Here is a 23,151-nt window from a genome sequence, read left to right on the forward strand (position 1 = left end):
CGTTCTGATTTTGCTGCTTCAAGTTTTTTAGATTCTAATTGTGCAGTAGTCTTGAGAGATTCTTCTAACTCTGAAGCTTCTTTTTTGAATTCTTCCTGAAAATCTTGGGAGGCTTCCTGAAAACCTCTTAATGCTTTTCCCAAAGAACGTCCTATTTCAGGCAACTTTTTGGGACCAAAGACCAATAGGGCTACAACCATGATTACAGCCATCTCTGGTAAGCCAATACCAAAAATATTCATCCTTTTCTCCTCGCGAATGGGTAAGTTTGCAAAACTGGGTAACAGTCCATGGTAATTTTATGCTAAGTAGCTAATATCATTTTCAACCAACCAAACCGAATTAAGATTTTTTGGCAGGGATTATCCAGCATCAATTTCTCAAATTGTTATTAATTTTTGCAATTGGGGTTAAACTCCCAAAATCTTCACTCAACAGTCCTGTTAGTTGAGGCTAAAAAACTGAGGTACTTTTGGTCATTAATAACTTCCATGAGGTGTTACAGGCTTCACAGCCATAACAATGTTATAAATTAGTATAAAAGTAAGTACAAAAAAACCCAGCTAGCTTGCCGGGTAAAATAACTAATTTTTGTCAAAAATGTTCATCAGAAATACTAGATTCCGTAACTACTCCAGTCAACAGATATACCCTGAATAATGATTGATTTGTTGTAAAGTTGCAGAAGAATTAGCAGGAATACAAAAAACAATCCCATAAATACTGCCATTAAAGGTGTTGTGCCCCAACCGGGAGCAACTTTACCGTATTCAGAGTTTAAAGGTCTGAGAACATCTCCTAGCCGTGTTCTTTGTGCCATAGTTAACTATCCGGATAGAGAATAAAGTTTTTTTAATCTTCTGTAATATTCTATAAGAATACCACTCATAATATATACCCGTTATGGAACCTGCAATAGTTCTTAGTATTTCTGTTGGCGCTGTAGTTATAGTAATGACTGCATTATCTATCTACACTGCTTTTGGGCCTCCAAGCAAGCAACTTGCAGACCCCTTTGAAGATCACGAAGACTAAAAAAATCAATCAATAAAAACTAGAAATGAGGAACTCCAAAAATATAAAAATATTAATTTTTGTTAATTTTTATGTTTTTCAGTTCCCATTCTCCATGGAAGATAATTTCACATACTTTTCCTAAGTGGGAAACGCAGAGCGGCATAAATCCATCTGTCAGTGACATGGTGCTGGGTTTTTCGTAGAACATTTTCCTGCAATTTTTACAGGCGCTTACCGCAATGTACTAAGCAACAGCTTTAGGTGAAAAATTTACTTTTCCTCGAACGTTAATAACTCGATTGTCGGTGAAAACAATCGCCGACCCTAATTATTGATTCTTTAGGTTAGGATTACTCAAGAGCCAACATTTTATTAATTTGTTCTAGTTTGAGTGGCTGACGTTCAATTCTTTGAAAGTATTGAATTTTTTTCAGTTGTAGAGATGCAGCTTGAAAGTTACTTAAATTCAGCAAGACAATATCTTCATAGATGGCATTTTCAGGAGTTTCCACTGCTAAGACTAAATCTTCTAACTTGTTATTTTTTATTTCATTATCAAGATATTTCAAAAATATTTCTCGCTTTTTAGGGCGAACAGTAACCAAATACCAATTACCTTCTTTAATAGTCCAGAAATCTCGAGCGCTAACTTTTTGTGATTCTGGTATTTGTTTCTCTGTATCCATAAGATTTAATAATTGTTTGATTGAAAATATTAGAAACCATTTTTAGCCTCCCAAGTAATATATCCATATTTAAGGATTTTGGGTAAAAATAGTTATGATTGCCTAAGTTTTTTACCTAAACTTGAAAATATTATTTTAGTTGATTGACATATTTATAGATACGTATTTTGAATTGTACTGCCAAAATTTATTGTTCGAGAGATAATTTAAAACTGACTATTTTCCAAGGTTCAATTGCCACGTTTTGTTGTTCGGATGGGGATTGATATTTTTGAGTTTGAGAGGTTTTGGATTGAGATGTTTTAGCTTGAGAAGTCCAAATTGAGCGTTCGAGTAAATCTACTTTATCTCTCAACTTTAAACCCAAACTACTTTGTAAAGAGAAATTAGTAGTTTCTCCATGGCATTCATAACAACGTAAAACCCATTGTTCGGGATCTTCTTCAGTTTGCTTGAATGCCATCAAAATTAAATTATCTGCCGACAGATTTAAGAAATTACCTATACTTGGCATTGAAGGGCTACAAGAATATTCACCTGCTTTCAAATTGCTAAGAAATTCTGTACCTAATTGTACAACTTGTAAGGGAATATTTAATTCATAACCACGTTTTACTGTTTGTGCTGTGCTCCACTTTCCTTGATGGGGATAAACAGCATAGGTAAATTCGTGCAAACCTTTATCTGCCTCTGGGTTTGGCCAATTAGGACTTCTTAATAAAGTTAAGCGTAACTGATTTGGTTGGGCATCATAACCGTATTTACAATCGTTAATCAAACTGACACCATAGTAATTTTGCTCTTCCGCTGAGGGATTTTGACTGAGAAAATCGGAGTTAACGCCTGTTGCTTCCAATTTTGCTGTTAAGTCTGCCCAACGTAAAGCAGGAACTTCCCATTTAGCTTTTTCTTGAATAGTTTGTGATTCTGTGGGACGAATAATTGTCGCACAGGGAATTTCGTAAGTAGCTTCTGAAGTTTCTAAATTTAGAGGAAAAGCTGCTTTAACCATTACTTGACGTTCTAGCCAAACTACTTTGCTAGCAATTTTCAGCATGGGACAAGCTGCTTGTAAAATGTAGTCCTGCTGAAACTCAGATTTACCAAACCGTCGTACTACGCGCAGGCGACTTTGAAGAGACCCCCTTTCTATCCATTGAATAGATTCAAGTTCCATTGGTGGTAGCTGATGTTTGGCATAATCGGGATCAATATTCCAAGCATCCCAGTATTGACCGCTATCTTGAAATACTTGTAATTGATTTCCACCTTCTAAACCAAGAACTTCCCGGTTATTAGTTTTATCGAAAATACTCGATAAATTACCATTTTCTTCATTAACGGTCGCCCGCAAAAATTCATTTTCTAAAGTAAATCTAGATAAATCAGATTTTTGTTGCTCTTCACCAAAATTAACTTTTTCTTGAAAAATCTCTTTCTCTAAGCTTTCTGTAGATTCTATGTTCGCACAAGTAAGCCAAAATACCCGATAGCCGATGGAAGGAATATCATTTGCTAGGAATAGTAAATTTGAATCATCACCTAATTGGGAAATAACTTTATTCCCAGAAACATCATAAACTTGCCATTCTTTGCCAATTTTTGTTGTACCTACAGGGATACTAACAACTTCTGAGCGTTGCCAATTTAGAGAATTAAATACTACTAAAGGTAAGCTTTCGGGATATGGTGGTTCGGGAAAATTAATTTGTGTGGCTAAGCCTTGCAAAGATTTTTGTAATACACCATCAGCAATCTTTTGAATTTCTTGCCATTCTGGTAAAGCATCTTCATAAACTTCTGTAATAGAAGAACCAGGAAGGATATCGTGAAACTGATTAAATAAAAGCTTTTTCCAAGCTACTTCCAATTCAGCTTTGGGATATTTGGTCCCATTGCTAATGGTTAACAAAGAAGCAAATAATTCTGCTTGATATAAAAGATTTTCACATATCCGATTCCAGCGCTTTTGATCGGCGTGAGTAGTATAACAGCCACGATGAAATTCTAAGTAAAGTTCATCATTCCAAACGGGATACTTTTCTGGCTCAGCAGGCAATTCTACCTCTCCAGATTCTAAATTTTGATGCGTAATTTCTGTGGTGTTTGTTTCTTTAGTAATTCTGTGTCTACAAGATTGTAAATATTTTTCTGCAGTTGTAAACTCTAACTCAGGAAATAAAGGTGATTTTTGCCAGCGACGAGCTATTTCTAACATGTCACGGGTAGGACCACCACCATGATCTCCTACCCCAGGAAGCCACAAGGAGTTTAATAAACCAGTTTGATTTTGCCATTCTAGCCCATAGTCAACCATTTTGACCGGGTCTATCCCTTCCCCGATGGGCGCTGACATCAAACTAAATATTTCACTACCATCAGGCGATCGCCACCAAAACTGCCCATAATCAAATTTGGTTGTATCATTCCAACGTAATTTTTGGGTGACAAAATATTCTATTCCAGCATTAATTAAAAACTGGGGTAAACTCCAGCAAAACCCAAAACTATCAGGTAGCCATACAACTCGAGAAATCTTGCCAAATTTTTCTAGGGCGTAATGTTGACCGTATAGGAGTTGGCGCACAATTGATTCTCCAGAAATTAAATTTAATTCTGGTTCTACCCACATTCCACCAACATTTTCCCAACACCCAACTTTTATTTTCTGCTCGATCGCATTAAATAATTTTGGATAATTTTTTTCTACCCAATCATATAAAGCAGGAGTTGAATGACAGAAAATCAACTCCGAGAAATCTTCCTGCAGTTGCAGAACAGACTCAAAAGTATTTTTGGCTGCTTGCCAAGTTTCACTCACCCGCCATAACCAAGCCATATCCAAATGGGCGTGACCTAACAGAAGAATTTTCAATTTTGGTAGGTCTAAATTAAGCTTCAATTCACATAATTTCTGGCGTAGAGCAACCAACCGATCATTAAATATCTGATTGATTTCACTATGTGAATTTTGGGGGTTTGTTTCCCAGTTAAATTCCCCCAACACAATAGCTAAAGCATCCAATTCTTGGGGTGCAAAGGCTTTGAGATAACTATGTAATACAGCCAACTCATCAGCAACAAAACCAGGTTCAGGAATACCGTCTAGATTAGACTCATAAATTAAAACAGACTTTACTAATGCTCCATCATCATGTCCAGGACTAATTAACTTTAAACTTACAATGAATTCATCTCCTGGGTTCACCCTTTGAGCAAGTAAAACTCTGGGGTAAAAGTCGAATAGATCCCCCTCAGCAACTAATTTACCGTTAACATAAACTTCCGCTGAATCTGCCCACCAGACTAAAGCCAGCCGTAAACTTAAATTTTGTAAGTCGTATCCATATAAATTTTCTGGAACGATCACTTTTTGTGTGAGCCACAATACATTTCTTCCCTTTTTCCAAGGAATATGTTCTTTTTTATTTAGTTGGGCAACATTACACTGGGAAAAATCACTCGTACTGATATCATTTACATTGAGTTCGCTTGTTTGATAGTGCCATTGAGATTGGACATTGATTTGAGAAAAAGAACGTAATTTATCAATTACTGAAAAAATAAGTTTATGTGATTGTTCTGAAGAGTTAGAAGAGTTCATATTTCTCCCGACATTAGGTAAACCAAAACAATTAGAAATAAAATAATTGAAAATATATCACTACTGAGCGGGAACCTCAGAGGCAATTAATCTCTCAATAAATAAAACCCCTACTACCATGGCTTCTTCTTCTGATAATCGCTATCAAAGTCGATTATTGACCCTTATTCGCAAACAGTCTCGATTATTTCGTGACTTCTTTGGGCTACGCACACGACAGTTGAAAGTTACCACTAGCTGGTCTTTAGAGGCAATGCTATACCCGATAAACAAGCTGTGGCAAACTAGCATCGAGTTTGGTAGAAAACAACTACCTTCTCAGAAATCAAAAAGTCGCTTCCATTTACTAAAGTTTGGGAAGAAGCCTTCACCTCAAACAGTAGTTTCAGCCGATAAGGCTGTAATAGAGGTGAACAAAATAGTAGAAAATTTCCAAATGGACAGAGATATAGAAGGAAGTTTGGAGTGTGTTAACTCATTAAATACTAATAATTATCCAACGACATTTAGGAGAATTGCTTCGCAACTCTCTGACCCTGCAAAGACCAGTTATGGTACACAAAACTTAGTTTTAGTTACTGAAAAAAATGAAATTCTTGATGTTTTAAACTTCCAACAAAAACTAAACTTACAAGAATTAATTAGGAGCAAACTTGATGATTACTATGAAGCCAGAGGCTTATTAAAAAAAGAAAATTCACAAACACTATTATACAAAGTATCTAGCTTATTTATAAAGGTAATTAGTAGTCCAATTTTTCCTAATAAATCTTCAAGGGTAACCCCGAAAAATACGATATTTAGTAATTGGATCAAAGTTGTAAATGAGTCGAAATTAACACTTGCTCATAACAACAAAAATAAATTTGTAACTGATACTAGTATTTTACCGGTTGAGCATAATAGTTTACTTACATTCTCTCACAGCAATTTAAACTTACAAACCTATAGTTCACAACTAGTATTTCCCATGAAAACCAAGTTTGGTATGTTTTTAAACGGTAAAGAAAAAATACCCAATCAAGCACAAAAATCTTTATCTCAAGAATCTATTTCTACAGAAGTGGAGACAAAAAATTCTTTTCCATTTCAGAACTTGATTCAAGGGGCTTTAAATTACTTTTTTGGCAAAAGTGATAATACTGAGATTAATCAGTTAAAGACAGAAAATAGTAACACAAAATATTTAACCGGGAATACTGGAAACAAGGAAGTTGATAAAGCTGATGAAATAGTAAATACCACTCAAATTAGTAATACAAATATCCATCAAAGTGATTTAGAACGTAGCAATTTAAGTAATACATATCTAAATCATAAAAATCAAGAAATAGCGAAGGAAGAAATAGCAAGTAGTTGTCCAAAAAAAAGCAAAAATTGGTTAGAATTACACGATATATTTTCCGAATCTCAAAAAGCTCAAGACCCAGATTCAATAGCATCTTTCTTGATACCACAAACAGAAATCCAAGAATCAAAAAATATTTTTCAAAGAATTACTAATATATTTAGACGAGAAGAAGATTCAGTTCCCAAGCGACAATATTGGATTGCAAAGCGCAAGCCAGATATCGAGGAAAACTTTACTCGAACAGAATTAGAAGCAAACTCTACTTCGATAAACGATGCACCTTCAGCTTTTATAAATGTTGAAGATAGACAATCTGCCGATGCTAATATCAACATAGATCGCCATGACAAATTGGCAAATGTTTCTACAAATGTGCCTGTAAGCACTGTAAATACTTTTGATCGCAATATTTCTTCGGGACAAATAGTTCATCAACCCTCAGAAACAAGCTCTAACTGGGATATAGAACATGACCCAGACTACTTTGAAACGGAAGGAGAAGTAGTAGGTTATGATAAACATCCCCTGGAGCGACTCCTAAACTGGTTAGATAAGGCTTTGCTCAAACTGGAAGATATATTTGCCCGAATTGTTAGTTTAGTACAGATGTTTCTACGCCAATTATAAATATTTCTCTAACAGTAGCTGTACTCAAATAATCAAATTATTTAATCAAATAAATTTATCCATAAATATTCATAAATATTATGGATGTATTCTGATGACTGTCAGATTTAAGTTTAGTCATCAGAAAATGGATTGGTACCACCGCTCCAGTTAAAGTCGCTGATGCGAAAGCTAATACCACCTAACTCCAGAACAGGATTATAACGCAGGCTCACACCATAGGTACGACGACTATATTCCAAAATATAGTCAGTGCTGCGACTTTCCCCTGTATCAACATTAATAGATGTTTGAATGCCAAGGCGGAATGGACCATATATTTGCTGGTTAATTCCCAGGTTAAGAACTCTATCGTCCACAAAGCGATCAAACAGGAAAGGAGATAAACCGTCGTTTAGACCTTGGGAGTAACTAATATTAAAAGCTGTATAGTCAAATGCACGTCGAGAAAAATTACCAAACTGTCCTTGCAAACCGATACTACCAATCAAAACATTTTGACTATCACCATTAGAATAAAAGCTACTAATACCTCTAACTCCGCCAATTGCGCGTATGTAGGGTACAACTGGATTGGCAGTATAACGAAGTCCTTTTTCTGCTGTTGGTGGTAAGGGTTTCCCTTGCCAAAGTAAAACACCACCCTCGAGTGCAGCACTGGCTTGTACGCGTCCTAGAGAAACGCGATTGTTGTCCCGGTCAACATCTAATAAGTCCAGCTGGTCGGTGTTAGCCTCAATAAGTTGAGCTCCACCTTGATATTTTAAATTAAAACCACTTTTCCCTAAGGGAATAACTGGAGAAGTAACTACACCCCCCAAACTACTTTGTACTGTTTGAAAACCAAGGGTCCCATTAAAAAGCCGATCGCGGTAACTATATTCTAAATTGGCAACATGACTATTATTAGGGTTTGCATTCGCACCCCCTAACACTCGTTTTAAGCGCAGGCTTGCTCGTAAATTATTTTCTATATCATTGAAATTAAAACTGGTTAGATCTCCAGAGCCTTTGATTGTAGTCTTTCGATCTAGTACTCCACCGAGTTGGGTTTTTAAACCAAATAATCCTGCAAGATTGCCAGTACCCCCTTGAACGGCTTCTTGGGCAAAAAACTGGGGAGTGAGACTAAGGCTAAAATTTTCTCTAACAATAGGTTGAAATTTTCGTTCAAAAAATAATCCCCCCCTGCGATCGCCATCAAAACCTAAAGAAACAATTGCTGGTGTTGCATCTCTTTCGTTACGGTCTATGACCTGACTGTTACGGGGAATTGGTAAACTAAAACCTTGATCGAATACCAGGCGTTGTCCTTTAGTCTTTATTCGATCTCGCAGTGGAGTTTCTCTAGTTAAAGTTACTGTATTTGCCCTTAACTCAAGTTCTGGAGGTGAGAAGGGGTCATTAGTAATACGAACATCTCTGGCTTGGAATCCTCGAGGATAAAAATCTATTTTTTCAGCTTTAAATCGGAGACGGCGAACTTCACCACCTTGTTGTGTACTGGGAAGGCTTACACCTCTACCAGAACTACCAAACCCAATATTAATTCCCCCAGGACTACTCACCGAAGTGAGAGGTTGATTGGTTCTTATTCTGTCACTTATGGGACGCGGAATGGCTCCACCTGGGTTCGCTCCATCGGAAGGAGAAGTAAAAGCTAAATCTGTGTTAGCTGTGGGAATAAAGATTTCCCCACTACCTCCATCTATTTCTCCGCTGTCCTGAATAAAGTTGTATGTGAATCGCTCTCCTCGTAGGACTTGATCTCCACGGGTTAATGCTACATTACCTTGACCAACTGCAATCAGATTATCCAAATTAACTTGGAGTTGATCGGAGTCTACTACAGCACCATCAAATCTAACAATGACATTGCCCCTTGCGGTAATGACACGCCTTTGTTCGTCATATTCTTGCTTATCTGCAACTACTTCTATTATCCTGCGAGTTTCTGGGGTTCGATTAGTTGACGGTAGGTTGTTATTAGATCTTCCTGTTTGTGTTGGGGTGTTTTGCTCCTGGGAAATAGTAAATTTCTTTGGTAGCTTGACAGTTTCCTGGCGCGCCTTAAACCTTATAACCGGAAATGATGTGACTGATGCTTTCCGATCATTACCCAGTTTATTTTGAGAGCTAAATTGAACTTTAGTCGGTGAAGTTGATTTTTTTAATAATGAGTTACTAGTTTTTGTAACTTGCTGATGATTTTTAGAAATATTAGTTTTTCTATCAGATAAAGTAATTTGTTGTGCAGGTAATAAAATTTCTGTTTTTTTAACTGCTTTTACAATTTCTTGATTTTTATTTTTTTCACTGGAATCATTAACAGCAGAAGAAATCACACCATGAGAGCTAAGAGTTTGCGACCGGTAGTTTTCATGATTGATAGTTTCATGACCGATAGATAGTGGTTCGCCTAAAACAGATGCACTATTTAAATAAATTCGGGGAGAAAATTCTGTCGGGAAGCTTTCTGGTGCAGCAGGCGAAGCTGGAATTTGAGCAACTAAATTAGAAGAAATTAAATTTTGTTGTCTAGATTTGAGTTTGCCAGATTTACTTGAAGAAGTGGATTTTTTCTTACGAGAAGATGCATATTTTTTTATTTCTGCCTTGGTATTAACCTTGGCAATTTTTATTCTCGATACTTCATTTATGACAATAGAAGAACTTTTAGATTCTAAATTTTCAAGTTTAGAAGGCGGTTGGGGCGGCAGAACTGGATGAAGCATATTTACCTGTAATTTAGCTAACAAACAGCCAAGTAGAAGCAAATTATAAGCCGGAAGGAATTATAAAATTTTCCCTCCGACAATAAATTTTGCCTATCCTACTCTCCATAGGAGGTGTGAGAAGCAAATCTAGGACAAGCCATCTCCAGGACTTAAATCTGTATTCCGCCTTATGGCAGTTTTGGATAATTTGTTTTATTTATTACTCCATATCCTGACGTCCGGGGTTACGAGCTGGGTCACCGGACAAAAATCCAAAGATAAACAAGGATAAAAACAAACCAACCACGATATAAACAGCGATTTTTAAAGTCAGCATAGAAACATCTCCTACAGGTATGAGAAGCTTTTTGTATCTGGGATGCAGAAAAAGTTGCTCTTATATCTTACCCAAATCTCATCCCTTTTTTTATAGAAGAGTTAGTCGAACGATATTTTGATGTTATTTTTGAGTACTTTTAGGTACTAAACTGAAACTATGATTTAGCGATCGAGAAAGTTTGGTACTTTTTGCATATCGCTTTGGGTGGTTGAGTTTCTGTACCAATTCATAACACCGATCGTCATTTGCTTAAGTCTAGAATGCTGCAACAGATATTTTCCCAGAAGGACTTAACTATAGATGCTTCCTAAACACAAACTCCAAAAATGTGGCACAAATAAGTCAAACATTTTCAAAGCTGAGCCCATTCACAACTTTAATGTCGCAACCCAAACAAAATGTCCGATTTATCTTGGCTAGAAGTATAACTTCTAGTAAATATTCTGACGGTCTCTCACAATATAGGTTTCCATAAATAACAAGAGCTACTTAACTGGGAATATCTACAGCAAATAGAAGTCAAAAGTCAAGAAGAATTACGCTTCATAACTGGAAAATCGGGTCAGACTCTACAGGATTTCAACCTGCTTGTCATTATTTCTAAAATTTACCCCATACCTTATTGACTTGTGACCTGCTGTGATACCACTTCCCACATCTAAATGCTTTGAATGACTAGTTTAGCTTAACTAAATTTTATGCATACTGAGCCCTAGTAACAATCAAGCTTGGATACAAATTTCCAATATAGAGAATCTAACCTTGATAACTTATTTATCAAACTTGAGAAGACTTATGGTGTTGGTTTTCTTCCTTTGATAAAAAAGTATGGGACAGTTTTTCTTGCTCCAAAGTCCACAATTCTTTAGATTTTCGACTTTTAATGACTCGCGCGGGAGTTCCTACAGCCACGGAGTAAGCAGGAATATCTTTCGTTACAACTGCTCCTGCACCAATTACACTTCCTTGACCAATTGTTACTCCATCTAGTACTGTCACAGCATGACCAAGCCAACAATCATCTTCGATGGTAATTCCTTTACTCGTAACACCTTGCTCGGTTATATTGCGGTTAGGATCGGAAAAATTATGATTATTGGCAAAAATACCAACATGGGCTGCTATTAAACAGCTTTTACCAATTACAATATCTCCAGGTCCTGCAATACAAACACCAGGTCCAATAAAAGTTTTCTCTTTTACACGTACTGAGGTATGTACCAAAGCTCCTATGTCAACGTTTCGCTCAATTGCAACTTGACTTTCAAAAATAATTTTATTGTTTTGGTGACCTCTTGCATCTAGGCGAGCGCCTTTAAAAATATGTACGCCATCAGCCACTTCCATATTAGATGCGTTGAGAAATTCCACTCCTTCTTGAATATATACAGAATTTCCAATTCGCCCGAAAATAGTTTTATAGCCAAAGTTACGTAATTTGTTTCCAAGAGCGATGGCTGGAACATCCCTCAGAGATGTTAATACTAAGAGTTCTTGTAAACGCTTAAACTTGGAAAAAGATTTTTGATTATCCATAACATTCATTAGCTTATTTTTGTTGTCGATAAATTTACCAAGTATCAATTTTTATTTTTTGACTTTAGACCGATTTTTTAAATTTTTTCTAGTAACTGTATTTTGTAATTAAAAGTTTGTTTTATTTTTTTATTATGTGGTGGTCATATATATCATTTATCCTGACATGTCGAACTGTATTATTCTCAGATCATACTAAAATTAGATTTAAACATCCTCACATTAAATTAAATTTAAATATATTCATGAACAGTTATGTATGAGAAGATTTTGGAAAAACTGATGATTTAGAGTTTTACCTAAAGTATCAATTACGTTTAATATTATGTGCTTTCAATATTAAATGACAACAGATTTTTAAATATTTATCCCAAGTCTAAAGTATATTGATATTAATAAGTTCATAATTAGAATAAAACAAATTTTTCCTCATAATGACAATAAGTTTTAGCGACATTAAAAATAACCAAAATTCGATATAATAATTAATGTATGTAAGCTATTCAACGATCTATTTTCATTACTGAGGATGTTTTGTTTTACTTATTTTTTATAATTATAATGCAATTTAAATCTGAGGCTAATATTTTCTATTAGTTCATTAAATATCCACTTTTTACTCAAAAATATACAATTCTTATTTTCAAAGCTATATTTAATAACTAATAGTTCATAATTTTTGATGAGAATATAAGCCGTGAATAAAATCTGAAATAGATATCCAGATATCTTATTCCAGTTTTGAGAGATTCACATAAATATTACTTCACTCTTTAATCTGCATTTTGAGTTGTAGTTAAAATAGTGGATTAACAATTGTAAAATTTTAATAGCTTCATGTGAAATAGGTTATCGACTTGTATCTATCTCTATTCAAACTTATTCAATTTAATTAGTGGTTATGAGCTAATTGAGCTTTTATTACTAGTTGTAATTAATACAAATTAACTGCTAGCCAAAACAACAATTAAAATTCACTGCTTCAGGAATAATTAACTGTACTAGCACATACTAGGTATGTATTCAATCAACTGTTTTTCTTACACTAGCGTAAAAAAAAGCTACATTGAACAATTTCATCATAAATTTATATGAATCATCAATTCATATTGCATAAATATTTGTTCTTAACTGCATAAAATACTACTAATAGTATATATATTATTACTGAAATAAGTATTTACACTAATGCTTTTAATAAAGCTTGGAGTTTCAGTTGAATTTCTGCAATTTCTTTATCAGGATCGGAGCCAGCCACTATTCCAGCACCAGCATAAAGTCTAGCGTGATCGCCATCAATGAGTGCAGAACGGATACCAACAACAAAATCACTATTACCGAGTAAGTCTATCCAACCAAGAGGTGCGGCATAAAGACCCCTTTCAAAATTTTCATAGCGGCGAATTTCGTTACCAGCTAAATCTGGTGCAGTTCCTGCAACTGCAGGAGTAGGATGTAATCTTGCCACAATCTGCAGAGGATGGACATTTTGAGGAATTGTTGCTCGAATCGGAGTCCACAAATGTTGAATGTTAGATAACCGTCGTAGACGTGGTTTTAATATTTCGGGAGACAAGCCGAGTTCAGATAAACTTTGAGTAATAAAATCAATAACTAAAGAGTGCTCGTGCCTTTCTTTTTGACTATTAATTAATCTATCTGCACTAGCAGCATCTTCAGTAGGTGTTTGACCTCGAGGCGCACTTCCTGCTAGCGCATCAGTAATTAACTGATTTTTGCGAATACTAATTAAACGTTCTGGACTCGCACCAATAAAATTTTGTCCTTTGCCGTTACTAGTAGAAAAAATATAACAATTAGGATGTAAGTAACGTAAATTTATTAATGATTGAAATAAATCAAAATTACGATTAGAACTAACATCTAAGGCATTTGCTAAAACAATTTTATTTAAATAATTGGAATTGATAGCATTTAGTGCAGATAATATTGAAATTTTAAATTCATTTGGGTCAGTTACAGCTTTTTTTATATACTTATTACTCTCTAATAAATTAATTTCAATATTATGTTTTAAATTAGAAATTTTCTGAATTTTGTCCCAGATTTTTTCGATTGTTTTATGAATATCTACTCTGGCATCAATAATAAGATTTGCGACTAACGTGCATTTTCCACGATTATATGATATTTGCCAACGTGGTAAAAATATATTAGCTTCAGCGAAAGGATAGTTTTGGTTGATATTTCGGTCGAAAAAACCGAAGCTACAAAAAAAAACAGGAAAAGATTGTAAAGAATTATCTTGGGGAAAATAAATTATTTTCTGTCTGCATTCTTCGATAAAGTATTCAGATTGTTTAAACCTTTCTTTACCAGTTATTTCTAATTTTTTTATCGCTCCCATAGCTGCAATAGCTTCTTTTTGACTTGGATCTTGCCAGTAAAAATTTATTTGGCATTCTGATGCTAAATTGGCAAATATAGTTAGAGGATCGACTGGTTTAATTTCTAAAGAAATATTTGCTATTCTTTGGCAATTATTTTTTAGACAATACTGCTGCGCTGCTAACAAAAAATTGTATAGCTCCTTATTACATATCAAAAAATCGGCAGTGCATGGTGAAACTGTCATGTGTCGCAAGAAGAGTAAATTTTTTTAAAGTTAGCTTCCATAATAGTCATAGTTCATGGTCGTATTTCTACAGGTAACACAAATAAATACCATTTAACGACCATAGACTGTTGCCTGGTTATTATGTTTTTGCCATACTTTATAATGCCTTGCTCTCAAGTCGGTTGCAAGATAAAGTTGATTGCGAAAAAAGTCAAGCTATTATCAACTATTTTATGACATTCATCTAATATTAAAAGTTTATGCGAAAAACCTGTTTATTTTCAAACCATCTCAACTTGAGCAAATAGACAATGCATAGTAATTTAATTAATTACGACAAATGACAAAAGAATTAATTTCATATCCTAAAAGAAAACTATGGATGGCAGCTATTAAACCGCCAATGTACAGTGTTGCAATTGTACCAATTTGGGTAGGAAGTGCAGTTGCTTTTTGGGAAACTAAAATTTTCAATGAGGCAGTTTTTTATACTTTTTTGGTGTCAGCAATTTTTATTCTTGCTTGGGAAAATTTAAGTAATGATGTGTTTGATTCAGAAACTGGAATCGATCAAAATAAACACCATTCTCTAGTGAATTTAACAGATAATAAACTATTAGTTTTCTGGCTGGGAAATTTATTTTTGTTCTTGGGTTTATTAGGAATTATTATCATTTCATACTGGCAGCAAGATATCACTGTAATTGGGATAATTTTATTGTGCTGCTTTTTAGGTTATCTGTATCAAGGACCTCCTTTCCGTTTGGGTTACAGAGGTATGGGGGAGATTCTTTGCTTTTTTGCATTTGGTCCTTTGGGTGTGGATGCAGCGTATTATAGTCAAACTCAAACTATATCAATCAAAAGTTTTACAGCTTCAATTATTGTTGGAATTGCAACTAGTTTGATTTTATTTTGTTCCCATTTTCATCAAGTCGAGGATGATTCAATTGCTGGGAAGCGATCGCCGATTGTCAGAATGGGGACACAAACATCCGCCAAAGTTCTTAAATGGTTTACTGGAAGTATTTACGCCACAACTTTAGGCTTCGTAGCTTGGGGTTTTTTTCCAGTTTGGACTTTACTAAGTTGGATAAGCTTACCTTTTGGGTTTCAATTATGTCGACACGTCGGGGAAAATCACGACCAACCAGAGAAAGTCAGTAACAGTAAATTTATTGCAGTAGCAGTACATTTTTGGAGTTGTTTGCTATTTGGTTTGGGCTTTTTTCTCCCTGTTGGGTAAAATAACTGTCAATTTTGAAATATTTTCCAGAATCCAATATTTCCTAAATTCCAATATTTCTAAACTCTAAAACTAAACTCCAAAATTTTCCTAATTCCCAAACAACTATTTTCAAGAAGATTGATATACCTGCAGTATTTGTAATCTAGTCATAAATTAAGTTATCAATCTTACAAATAGTCGGGATAAATTCTCAATATGCTTTATAGGTTTGAATTTCGTCCTTATCAGCGGAAGTTTTCAATTCCTTTGCAAACTAGTCATGGAATGTGGGATATTCGTCAGGGTATTATCCTCCGTCTTCAAGACGAAACCGATCAAATTGGGTGGGGAGAAATTGCTCCAATTGAATGGTTTGGTTCAGAAAGTTTTCCAGAAGCTTTAGATTTTTGTAAGCAACTACCAAACATAATATCTTCGGAGCTCATCTGTGGAATCCCAGATAAGTTACCAGCTTGTCAATCTGGTTTTGAAAGCGCTTGGGAAATAGCAACAGGTAATTGGAAACCACAAGCAAAGTATATTGATGGTTTACAGAAAGATTTTCCTTCTTCTTGTAATCAAGATTTAACTTACAGTGCTTTATTACCAGCAGGAAGACAAGTATTAGAAAAGTATCTCCAACTTTTGGAAGCTGGATATCGCACTTTTAAGTGGAAAATAGGAGTCTACCCAGTAATAGAGGAAATATCTATCCTAAAAGTATTAGCACGCAAATTACCTGCTGATGTTAAGTTACGTCTGGATGCTAATGGTGGGCTAACTTATGAAGAAACTATTTTGTGGTTGAAAACTTGCGATCGCATTAACAGTGAATCTGAATTTCCCCTCACAATAGAATTTATCGAGCAGCCATTAGCACCAAAAAATTTTGAAATAATGCTGGATTTGAGTAGTAGTTATACAACCCCGATAGCCTTAGATGAATCAGTTGCGACTCTACGACAATTAAAAGCTTGCTATGAAAAAGGTTGGCGAGAAATTTTTGTAGTTAAACCAGGAATTATTGGTTCGCGATCGCAGTTACGTCAGTTTTACCAACAGAATGAAATTGATATTGTATTTTCATCAGTTTTTGAGACTATTGTTGGGAAAGAAGCTGCTTTACAAATAGCGAATGAGTTATCGCGAAAAAAAAGAGCATTAGGTTTTGGAATTAAACACTATTTCACAGACCCAGAAGAAGATTGGCTAAATAATTTTTGGTAAATCAGTCCCCATATGATATGACGCTATGCGACGAAGAACTACAAGTGGTTGGCTGACTCCCTCCCGGCTTGCGTGTACGTAGGTCATAAAATACAGCGTCTGATAGCGACCAAAAGCTTATTATTTATAGGTTTGAGCGTATCTACAACGTTAGCGGAACCGTAAGTTAGCAGTTCCGCAGGTAGCGCAGCTATAAGCCTCTAGGATGTCCGTAGGACAAACATCATTAGTTAACTTTCTAACTTAATTACGTATTGCGATAAAAGTTTCAAATATGCTTGATAATTGGATATCTCACTCATCTAATGAGTGGTTAGTTTGTGAAAATAGTCATCAATTTTTGCAAATAGTAGAAAATTTATATTTACAATTAATTGAATCTAAGCAAAATGAAAAAATACCCAATATTTTTTTAGTAGAGCGTCAACCTGTAGATTTTATTGCTAGTTTAATTGCTGCGATCACAGCAAAATGTCCAATCTTTATCTGTAATCCTGATTGGCAATATCAAGAATGGCAACAAGTATTTGACTTAGTAACACCAGATATTATTTGGGGACAAGAAATTCCAGATAAGCAAAAAATAATTCCAAATCAAATATCAGCACAGGAACAATTTTCTTTATCTGATTCTCAATTTTCTCCAATCATGATCCCCACTGGTGGGTCGTCAGGAAAAATAAAATTTGCGATTCATACCTGGGAAACACTAACAGCATCTTCACAAGGATTCCAGAAATATTTTCAAATACCTCAAGTAAATTCTGTTTGTGTTTTGCCTTTACATCATGTTAGCGGCTTAATGCAATTTATTCGTTGTTTTACTAGCAATGGTAAATTAGTTATATTACCATTTCGAGAGCTAGAAAATTATCAGCTAAAAAAATATCAAAGATATAATATTGACCACTCCAAATTTTTTATATCTTTAGTTCCAACTCAATTACAACGTCTGATTCAAAAATCCAATTTGAATAGATGGTTATCACAATTTAAAACAGTACTTTTAGGAGGTGCTCCAGCTTGGGATGAATTATTATCAAAGGCAAGATACTATAATATTCCCTTAGCTTTAACATATGGGATGACAGAGACTGCTTCTCAAATTGCAACTCTTAAACCAGAAGATTTTCTCAAAGGTAAATTAGGTTGCGGTCAAGTTTTACCTCATGCAAAGGTTTATATTTCTAACGATAATAAATATAAATTGAAATCAAATAAAATTGGCAAACTTAATATTGATGCTCAATCACTATTTCTCGGCTACTATCCATACATTAGAAATAAAGATGAAAGCCTAAAAGTAGATGATTTGGGATTATTAGATGAGGAAGATTATTTATATGTAATGGGACGTGATAGTGACAAAATAATCACTGGTGGCGAAAATGTTTACCCTCTAGAAGTTGAATCAGCAATCAGACAAACAAAAATGGTAAGTGATATCTGTGTCATTGGAGTAGCAGATAAAATTTGGGGAGAAGCTGTAACTGCAATTTATGTACCAAAATCTACAGATATCACCAGTTTAGAACTAAAAAATCAGCTTACAGTAAAAATCAGTAAATTTAAAATTCCCAAATATTGGATTCCGGTATCATCCTTGGGGCGAAATTCTCAGGGAAAAATAAATCGCCAGAAGTTACATGAAATTGCAAGAGATAAACTGAGTTTACATTTGACAAAATCACAAAATCCAAAATCCTAGTCAATATTTAGTTGAATAATATTATTAATTTCTAAAACACCAAATCTAAAATATCAAATTTAAAATATCAAAATCAAAATACAATAAGTATAATTTTCAATTCTTGCTACTATCTAATCCTAAGCATAATAATTATCTAACCAAGATTATCTAACCAAGAAATAATATATCCTGGCAAATCTGCCCTCTTTCTAGTTTTCCCGTGGATACATACATGTCTTGTATTTGCTTTACTTGCAAGTATGTTCTGAGCAAAAATTTCATAATTAATTTCAAATTTATCATTACCTAATTTTTTAGCAATCATTTTAATTTCCAATCTGTCTCCACAAAAAATAGGGCGAAAAAAATCAACATCAGCATGAACAATTGGAAAAGCTAAAATTGGTTTTGTGAAAAATTCTTTAATATCTATATCTGAATCTACTAAAGATGATTCATAAGCTTCGTGACAAATATTTAAAATGTTTGCAAAGTATACGACTCCGGCAGCATCAGTATCCCTAAAACGAACATTATAGCTATAGGTAAAACCCATAATACTAATAAATTAAAATTACTTCTTTAGTATGACCCATATGGTGTGGCATGATGGAAAATTCATTAGCATATCCGTAAATTAGCCGCTCCGTAGATAGCGCACGCAGCTTTTGGCTAAGCTAAGTACGTAGTCGTCCGTGGGACATAATAGACCGACTGCACCTACAACGCATAATTCTGCTACATTACTATTTGTGAATTCTATTCACAAATTTAGCATTTGATAAATATCTTTAGAATCAGGATTTAAGTAAGGATAATCTAAACTAATTCCCACCTCTTTAAAATGCTGATATATAAAATATACTCTCTTCTGTGGAGAATTTTCTCCCTGTCGCCAAGCATCTAAAAGTGCATTAGCAACAATTTGACAGCGGTTTATTCCAAAACTTTCTTGAGGGGCAAATTTTTGATTTGGTTCTTCCGCTATACTCAATCCTGGTGCTAACAATTTGGTAAATAAAGGAACTTCTTGCTCAAAATAGGACTGATTTTCTAGGTAAACAGTTTCCAAAACATTTTTTAACCCAAGATAATCTTTCCGTTCAAAATAAAGTATCCCAGAGTCAAAGCGTTGATAAAAATTAGGATTATGTAATACCTGAAAATTGAAGGGGATTTCTAAATTATTTAACCCTAGGGTCAAGCTATCCATCACAGCAATAGCACCAGCAGAGCTAATATTAAAACATATTAATCCAATGTCTTTATCATGCTGTATATTACCAGCATTACCAATGGCGATGTAAACGCCGTTTTGTAGCTGATGATTTGGCATTAATATTGATATTAGTTCGCCAGTTTTTGCATCTTCTATTGGTGGGTCAGAATGATGGTAATACTCCACATATAAAGTTAAACTGTCCTTAGCTAATGCCAAGCTACCATCTGGTTCCCGCTTCAAAACTTGCCAATCAGAATCAAAATATCCAGTTCCGCAATTACTTTGGTCTAATCGCTCGTAAAAATCCCAATCTACATCAAAACCACAATCTAATTCTAAGTTTGTATTGAGTATAAATTTATCTTTACGAACAGCTAAAACATTATTTAAAGAGTGATTATAATAAATTCCATATAATAAATTTCGCAACAATAATGCCAGATATTTATTCTGGAGAGCGAAGGAAAGTTGTTTGAAACGTTTTGCTACTGTTGGCGGTAGAATGAAGGGTTCATAACCACAATGACGAATGCAAAAGTTAGCTTCTATCTGGATATCACTAGCAATATCAAGCAAATATTTAGGTAGTGAAATATCTGAAGTGTCTATCATCATTGCGAGCGATTTTTTCTATACTTCCCTACAAAAATAGAGCAAAACATAAGAAAAATATTACACCACTTCTATTGGATGCCCTAATTTTTTCTCTTACCCTTTATTCTCAGCAACCACGTAAACGTGTTTTTTCGTAAAAAATCGGAAGTAAATTATTTTCTTTTTTATTTATAGGAAGTACTTGCAGTTTCTTTATATGTTTAATAATTTCTGATTCATTGACGCCGAATACAGTCATCACAGATATTTGTGGCATTGTCAGCATCTTTCTGGCAACTTCCAAGGTACACAAACCAATGTTATCAAAAGATTTATTTGTGTCTATTTGTTTTTCAATGTCTTTAATAAGTACAAGCCCCGCAAACTGAACAACTTGCAAGATAAATTCTTGATGATATTCTAGGATTTTGGGGAAAGTTTTAAGATAGGAGCGAGTGAGAGCCAAAATTGAAGCTTGAATAGCTTCTAAAGGAACCATTGCTAGTTGAAAAGATTCTTCCAGACTTATGCTTGGATCTACTACCAAACTTTCCAACCAAATTTTTAGGTAACTTGCAATTGTTGTTCCCAGTTCGAAGGCTGGATCTCCCCAGCAGTATGCTTCCCAGTCAATGAATCGCACCAAGTTTTTATCTTGTTGCTCCCATTGAGAATGCAGCAATATATTTTCTAGTTTTAAGTCATTATGGATCAAGCATGAAGGATTCCAACTATTTGCTAAACCAGCAATTTCAGATTCCAGATCGTCATAATGCTGGTAGAGTTCATAAAAGACAAGCGCCTCTTTTGGAACTTTTGTAAAAATTTCTGGTCCTACTCCTTCAATACCTTGGGCTGGATTGTAATACTGATAGCGAATTCCACCTGTTGGTGCTGTTGCGATAAAGTCTCTATATTCACGACGATTGAAAGTAGCACAATGTAATCTCCCTAAAACTTTACCAATTGCAGTTGCAATTTCTTCAGGGAAAATACCATTTTCGCGGTAAAAGTTATCCAGTTCAAAATATTCGCTTAAGTAGCGACGGACAAGAATAGAATCATCTTCATCAAAGTGCACAACCAGGGATTCGATCGCGGAAATATTTTTTAAAATTGGAAATGAATTGAGCAATTCATGAAACAGCCACTCATTGAAAAATTCTTCCTGACTCCCAAAACCTTGGGTACAACGTTCCTGTTTCACAAGTAACTTACAATTGGAAGCCAGCTTCACAAGTAAATTCAAATTCTTCTTGCTACTCTGTGGTAATTCAGAATCAGCAGATGCGCCATCTTCTGAGCTACACAGACCCGCATCATGCAGGTACTGGATAACGTTATGAGAAGACAATGAAAATACCATGTAATATGTCCTAATCCTTAAGACTGTGGAAAAAATTTACGGTTCTTCAGTATTTACTTGAACAATGCTTGTTTAAGTTAAGAGCATTTTCAAGTCAAAATCGACAATTACGAGCAGGATCTATTAATATCCCATATTTCTAAAATAAAGCTGCCAAAATGCCAGTTTAACTCCATGTTTTTTTATCATCATTTTAAATGTAATTAATATTTAACTACTGAATCTTTAAATTCTTTAAACCAATTACTTACGTATATATAGAAAATTATATATTTTAATCAAACCATTAAAGAAAATCATTTTATTTATAGTTTGTAACCGATAATTTAAGTATTTTGTCCTATCAAATTACAGAAATAAAGTACAAAAGTTCTCAGTTAACAATTGTAACTATGCAATTATTTTTCTGTAATTACTATGTCTCCATTTCTTAGAACATTCTGTTTTTTACTATACATCAACCTAGGCAAGTAATAACTGTTATTCACCTCACAAACATGATAAACCTATGATTTAGGGTAGTTGTGGAAACAAATATAAACAATTCTCAAAATGGATACATGTATCGTAAGGAACATATTTTATTCTTGCACGCATCTTAAAAAAATTACATCTTTTTTTTATAGGCTCAGAGAATTATCTTTATAGACTAAATATACAGTAAAAAAATAGATTATTAGCAATAAATATTTACTACTAAGTACTTCCCGAACAAATCAATATAAATTTATATTGTTCAACACCATATTCTGATGATTGGGGATACATTATTTGCGAATAATCCTTAATTGATGGAAAGACGTTCTAAATATTTAGTCAAATCTCATCAATTTATTATTTGGTTAATGGCTAAGTTATGAAGTCTATCTTATACTCAGCAGTCTTTTGCAATTTAGGTCTGATTTTTGTCTGCGAAAGCATTACAAATAGTGTACACCTACAAAGGTGACAAACTTGAGACGTGACAAAAACAAAATTTAGTGTCGTGTATTTTTTAGTCCTGGTATAAACATCAGGTTGTTTAGAATACGATTTTCACAATTACTAAAGAACGTATTTGTCAATAAGAATGTTTTTCGATTCTAATCCTAAGGATAGATTTGAAGACTTGTGCTACATCATTGTTCTTGCTGTAAATCGCTCTCAGGTGCACAAGGTTAATCCTTAATTACCTACAGAATTGGGTTCTAGCATCGACAAGTAAAATTTGAAGGTTGTTAGTAGATTGCCGATTTACCCAGATAATCCTATTGAGCTTCTATAAGTTCGGATTCGTTTAGAAATCTACTGAACTTGAGAATCAAACCAATTTTGTCTGTTACTACCTATACAACTTGTCCTAAACTACATCAACAATTTAGTATTTTT

16 protein-coding genes are annotated in these 23,151 nt (G+C 34.4%); 5 read left to right on the forward strand and 11 right to left on the reverse strand.

Translation table 11 applies throughout. The features are described 5' to 3' along the window. Together QNJ50_RS15590 and psbH are read right to left on the reverse strand one after the other, a co-directional pair. A partial coding sequence (locus tag QNJ50_RS15590; RefSeq protein WP_300636774.1) for a TatA/E family twin arginine-targeting protein translocase occupies positions 1–242 on the reverse strand: 242 nt, incomplete at its 3' end. Positions 243–616: 374 nt separating this feature from the next. Continuing rightward, positions 617–820, reverse strand: coding sequence for a photosystem II reaction center protein PsbH (gene psbH, locus QNJ50_RS15595; protein ID WP_300636776.1), 204 nt, complete (start codon positions 818–820; stop codon positions 617–619). Between the two features lie 83 nt (positions 821–903). On the opposite strand from psbH, the gene psbN reads away from it, so the two are divergent. After that, on the forward strand, positions 904–1,035 hold the full coding sequence (psbN, locus tag QNJ50_RS15600; protein WP_058183753.1) for a photosystem II reaction center protein PsbN: 132 nt from the start codon (positions 904–906) through the stop codon (positions 1,033–1,035). 332 nt (positions 1,036–1,367) lie between these two features. Here psbN and QNJ50_RS15605 read toward each other — a convergent pair whose 3' ends face one another. Together QNJ50_RS15605 and QNJ50_RS15610 are read right to left on the reverse strand one after the other, a co-directional pair. After that, on the reverse strand, positions 1,368–1,703 hold the full coding sequence (locus QNJ50_RS15605; RefSeq protein ID WP_300636779.1) for a chromosome segregation ATPase: 336 nt from the start codon (positions 1,701–1,703) through the stop codon (positions 1,368–1,370). A 187-nt stretch (positions 1,704–1,890) separates the two neighbouring features. Continuing rightward, positions 1,891–5,307: an alpha-mannosidase gene (locus QNJ50_RS15610; RefSeq protein WP_300636781.1), complete on the reverse strand. Its 3,417-nt coding sequence runs from the start codon at positions 5,305–5,307 to the stop codon at positions 1,891–1,893. Positions 5,308–5,425: 118 nt separating this feature from the next. On the opposite strand from QNJ50_RS15610, the gene QNJ50_RS15615 reads away from it, so the two are divergent. Then, positions 5,426–7,285 (forward strand): hypothetical protein, encoded by a 1,860-nt coding sequence (locus QNJ50_RS15615; RefSeq protein ID WP_300636783.1) that lies wholly within the window; start codon positions 5,426–5,428, stop codon positions 7,283–7,285. A gap of 113 nt (positions 7,286–7,398) precedes the next feature. Here the strand turns inward: QNJ50_RS15615 and QNJ50_RS15620 are convergent, their stop codons facing one another. The 4 genes from QNJ50_RS15620 to QNJ50_RS15635 form a co-directional block, all read right to left on the reverse strand. Continuing rightward, positions 7,399–10,020, reverse strand: coding sequence for a DUF3769 domain-containing protein (locus QNJ50_RS15620; protein WP_300636785.1), 2,622 nt, complete (start codon positions 10,018–10,020; stop codon positions 7,399–7,401). 202 nt (positions 10,021–10,222) lie between these two features. After that, positions 10,223–10,339 (reverse strand): photosystem II reaction center protein I, encoded by a 117-nt coding sequence (locus tag QNJ50_RS15625; protein ID WP_058183751.1) that lies wholly within the window; start codon positions 10,337–10,339, stop codon positions 10,223–10,225. A 780-nt stretch (positions 10,340–11,119) separates the two neighbouring features. Next, positions 11,120–11,878, reverse strand: coding sequence for an acyltransferase (locus tag QNJ50_RS15630; protein WP_300636788.1), 759 nt, complete (start codon positions 11,876–11,878; stop codon positions 11,120–11,122). 1,180 nt (positions 11,879–13,058) lie between these two features. Beyond that, positions 13,059–14,474, reverse strand: coding sequence for an isochorismate synthase (locus QNJ50_RS15635; RefSeq protein ID WP_300636790.1), 1,416 nt, complete (start codon positions 14,472–14,474; stop codon positions 13,059–13,061). Positions 14,475–14,796: 322 nt separating this feature from the next. Between QNJ50_RS15635 and menA the strand changes: the two genes are divergently transcribed. From menA to QNJ50_RS15650, 3 genes are all read left to right on the forward strand, one after another. After that, positions 14,797–15,702 carry a 2-carboxy-1,4-naphthoquinone phytyltransferase gene (gene menA / locus QNJ50_RS15640; protein WP_300636792.1) on the forward strand — a complete coding sequence of 302 codons (906 nt, stop codon included), beginning with the start codon at positions 14,797–14,799 and terminating at the stop codon, positions 15,700–15,702. 198 nt (positions 15,703–15,900) lie between these two features. Then, a complete protein-coding gene (locus QNJ50_RS15645; protein ID WP_300636794.1) occupies positions 15,901–16,911 on the forward strand; it encodes an o-succinylbenzoate synthase in 1,011 nt (336 codons plus the stop codon). Between the two features lie 274 nt (positions 16,912–17,185). Continuing rightward, positions 17,186–18,619, forward strand: a complete 1,434-nt coding sequence (locus QNJ50_RS15650; RefSeq protein WP_300636796.1) for a 2-succinylbenzoate--CoA ligase — start codon at positions 17,186–17,188, stop codon at positions 18,617–18,619. 136 nt (positions 18,620–18,755) lie between these two features. Here QNJ50_RS15650 and QNJ50_RS15655 read toward each other — a convergent pair whose 3' ends face one another. From QNJ50_RS15655 to QNJ50_RS15665, 3 genes are all read right to left on the reverse strand, one after another. Then, positions 18,756–19,157, reverse strand: coding sequence for a thioesterase family protein (locus QNJ50_RS15655; protein WP_300636798.1), 402 nt, complete (start codon positions 19,155–19,157; stop codon positions 18,756–18,758). 207 nt (positions 19,158–19,364) lie between these two features. Continuing rightward, positions 19,365–20,435: a T3SS effector HopA1 family protein gene (locus QNJ50_RS15660; RefSeq protein WP_300636829.1), complete on the reverse strand. Its 1,071-nt coding sequence runs from the start codon at positions 20,433–20,435 to the stop codon at positions 19,365–19,367. Positions 20,436–20,544: 109 nt separating this feature from the next. Further along, positions 20,545–21,783: an aminoglycoside phosphotransferase family protein gene (locus QNJ50_RS15665; RefSeq protein ID WP_300636800.1), complete on the reverse strand. Its 1,239-nt coding sequence runs from the start codon at positions 21,781–21,783 to the stop codon at positions 20,545–20,547. Between the last annotated feature and the right edge of the window lie 1,368 nt (positions 21,784–23,151).

Source organism: Mastigocoleus sp. MO_188.B34 (assembly GCF_030065675.1).
GTDB lineage: Bacteria > Cyanobacteriota > Cyanobacteriia > Cyanobacteriales > Nostocaceae > Mastigocoleus.

What these genes read in the sequence shown, in the direction of transcription:
- psbH (WP_300636776.1), bottom strand. Translation starts at nt 820, where the DNA reads ATGGCACAAAGAACACGGCTAGGAGATGTTCTCAGACCTTTAAACTCT.
- psbN (WP_058183753.1), top strand. Translation starts at nt 904, where the DNA reads ATGGAACCTGCAATAGTTCTTAGTATTTCTGTTGGCGCTGTAGTTATA.
- QNJ50_RS15605 (WP_300636779.1), bottom strand. Translation starts at nt 1,703, where the DNA reads ATGGATACAGAGAAACAAATACCAGAATCACAAAAAGTTAGCGCTCGA.
- QNJ50_RS15610 (WP_300636781.1), bottom strand. Translation starts at nt 5,307, where the DNA reads ATGAACTCTTCTAACTCTTCAGAACAATCACATAAACTTATTTTTTCA.
- QNJ50_RS15615 (WP_300636783.1), top strand. Translation starts at nt 5,426, where the DNA reads ATGGCTTCTTCTTCTGATAATCGCTATCAAAGTCGATTATTGACCCTT.
- QNJ50_RS15620 (WP_300636785.1), bottom strand. Translation starts at nt 10,020, where the DNA reads ATGCTTCATCCAGTTCTGCCGCCCCAACCGCCTTCTAAACTTGAAAAT.
- QNJ50_RS15625 (WP_058183751.1), bottom strand. Translation starts at nt 10,339, where the DNA reads ATGCTGACTTTAAAAATCGCTGTTTATATCGTGGTTGGTTTGTTTTTA.
- QNJ50_RS15630 (WP_300636788.1), bottom strand. Translation starts at nt 11,878, where the DNA reads ATGGATAATCAAAAATCTTTTTCCAAGTTTAAGCGTTTACAAGAACTC.
- QNJ50_RS15635 (WP_300636790.1), bottom strand. Translation starts at nt 14,474, where the DNA reads ATGACAGTTTCACCATGCACTGCCGATTTTTTGATATGTAATAAGGAG.
- menA (WP_300636792.1), top strand. Translation starts at nt 14,797, where the DNA reads ATGACAAAAGAATTAATTTCATATCCTAAAAGAAAACTATGGATGGCA.
- QNJ50_RS15645 (WP_300636794.1), top strand. Translation starts at nt 15,901, where the DNA reads ATGCTTTATAGGTTTGAATTTCGTCCTTATCAGCGGAAGTTTTCAATT.
- QNJ50_RS15650 (WP_300636796.1), top strand. Translation starts at nt 17,186, where the DNA reads ATGCTTGATAATTGGATATCTCACTCATCTAATGAGTGGTTAGTTTGT.
- QNJ50_RS15655 (WP_300636798.1), bottom strand. Translation starts at nt 19,157, where the DNA reads ATGGGTTTTACCTATAGCTATAATGTTCGTTTTAGGGATACTGATGCT.
- QNJ50_RS15660 (WP_300636829.1), bottom strand. Translation starts at nt 20,435, where the DNA reads ATGATAGACACTTCAGATATTTCACTACCTAAATATTTGCTTGATATT.
- QNJ50_RS15665 (WP_300636800.1), bottom strand. Translation starts at nt 21,783, where the DNA reads ATGGTATTTTCATTGTCTTCTCATAACGTTATCCAGTACCTGCATGAT.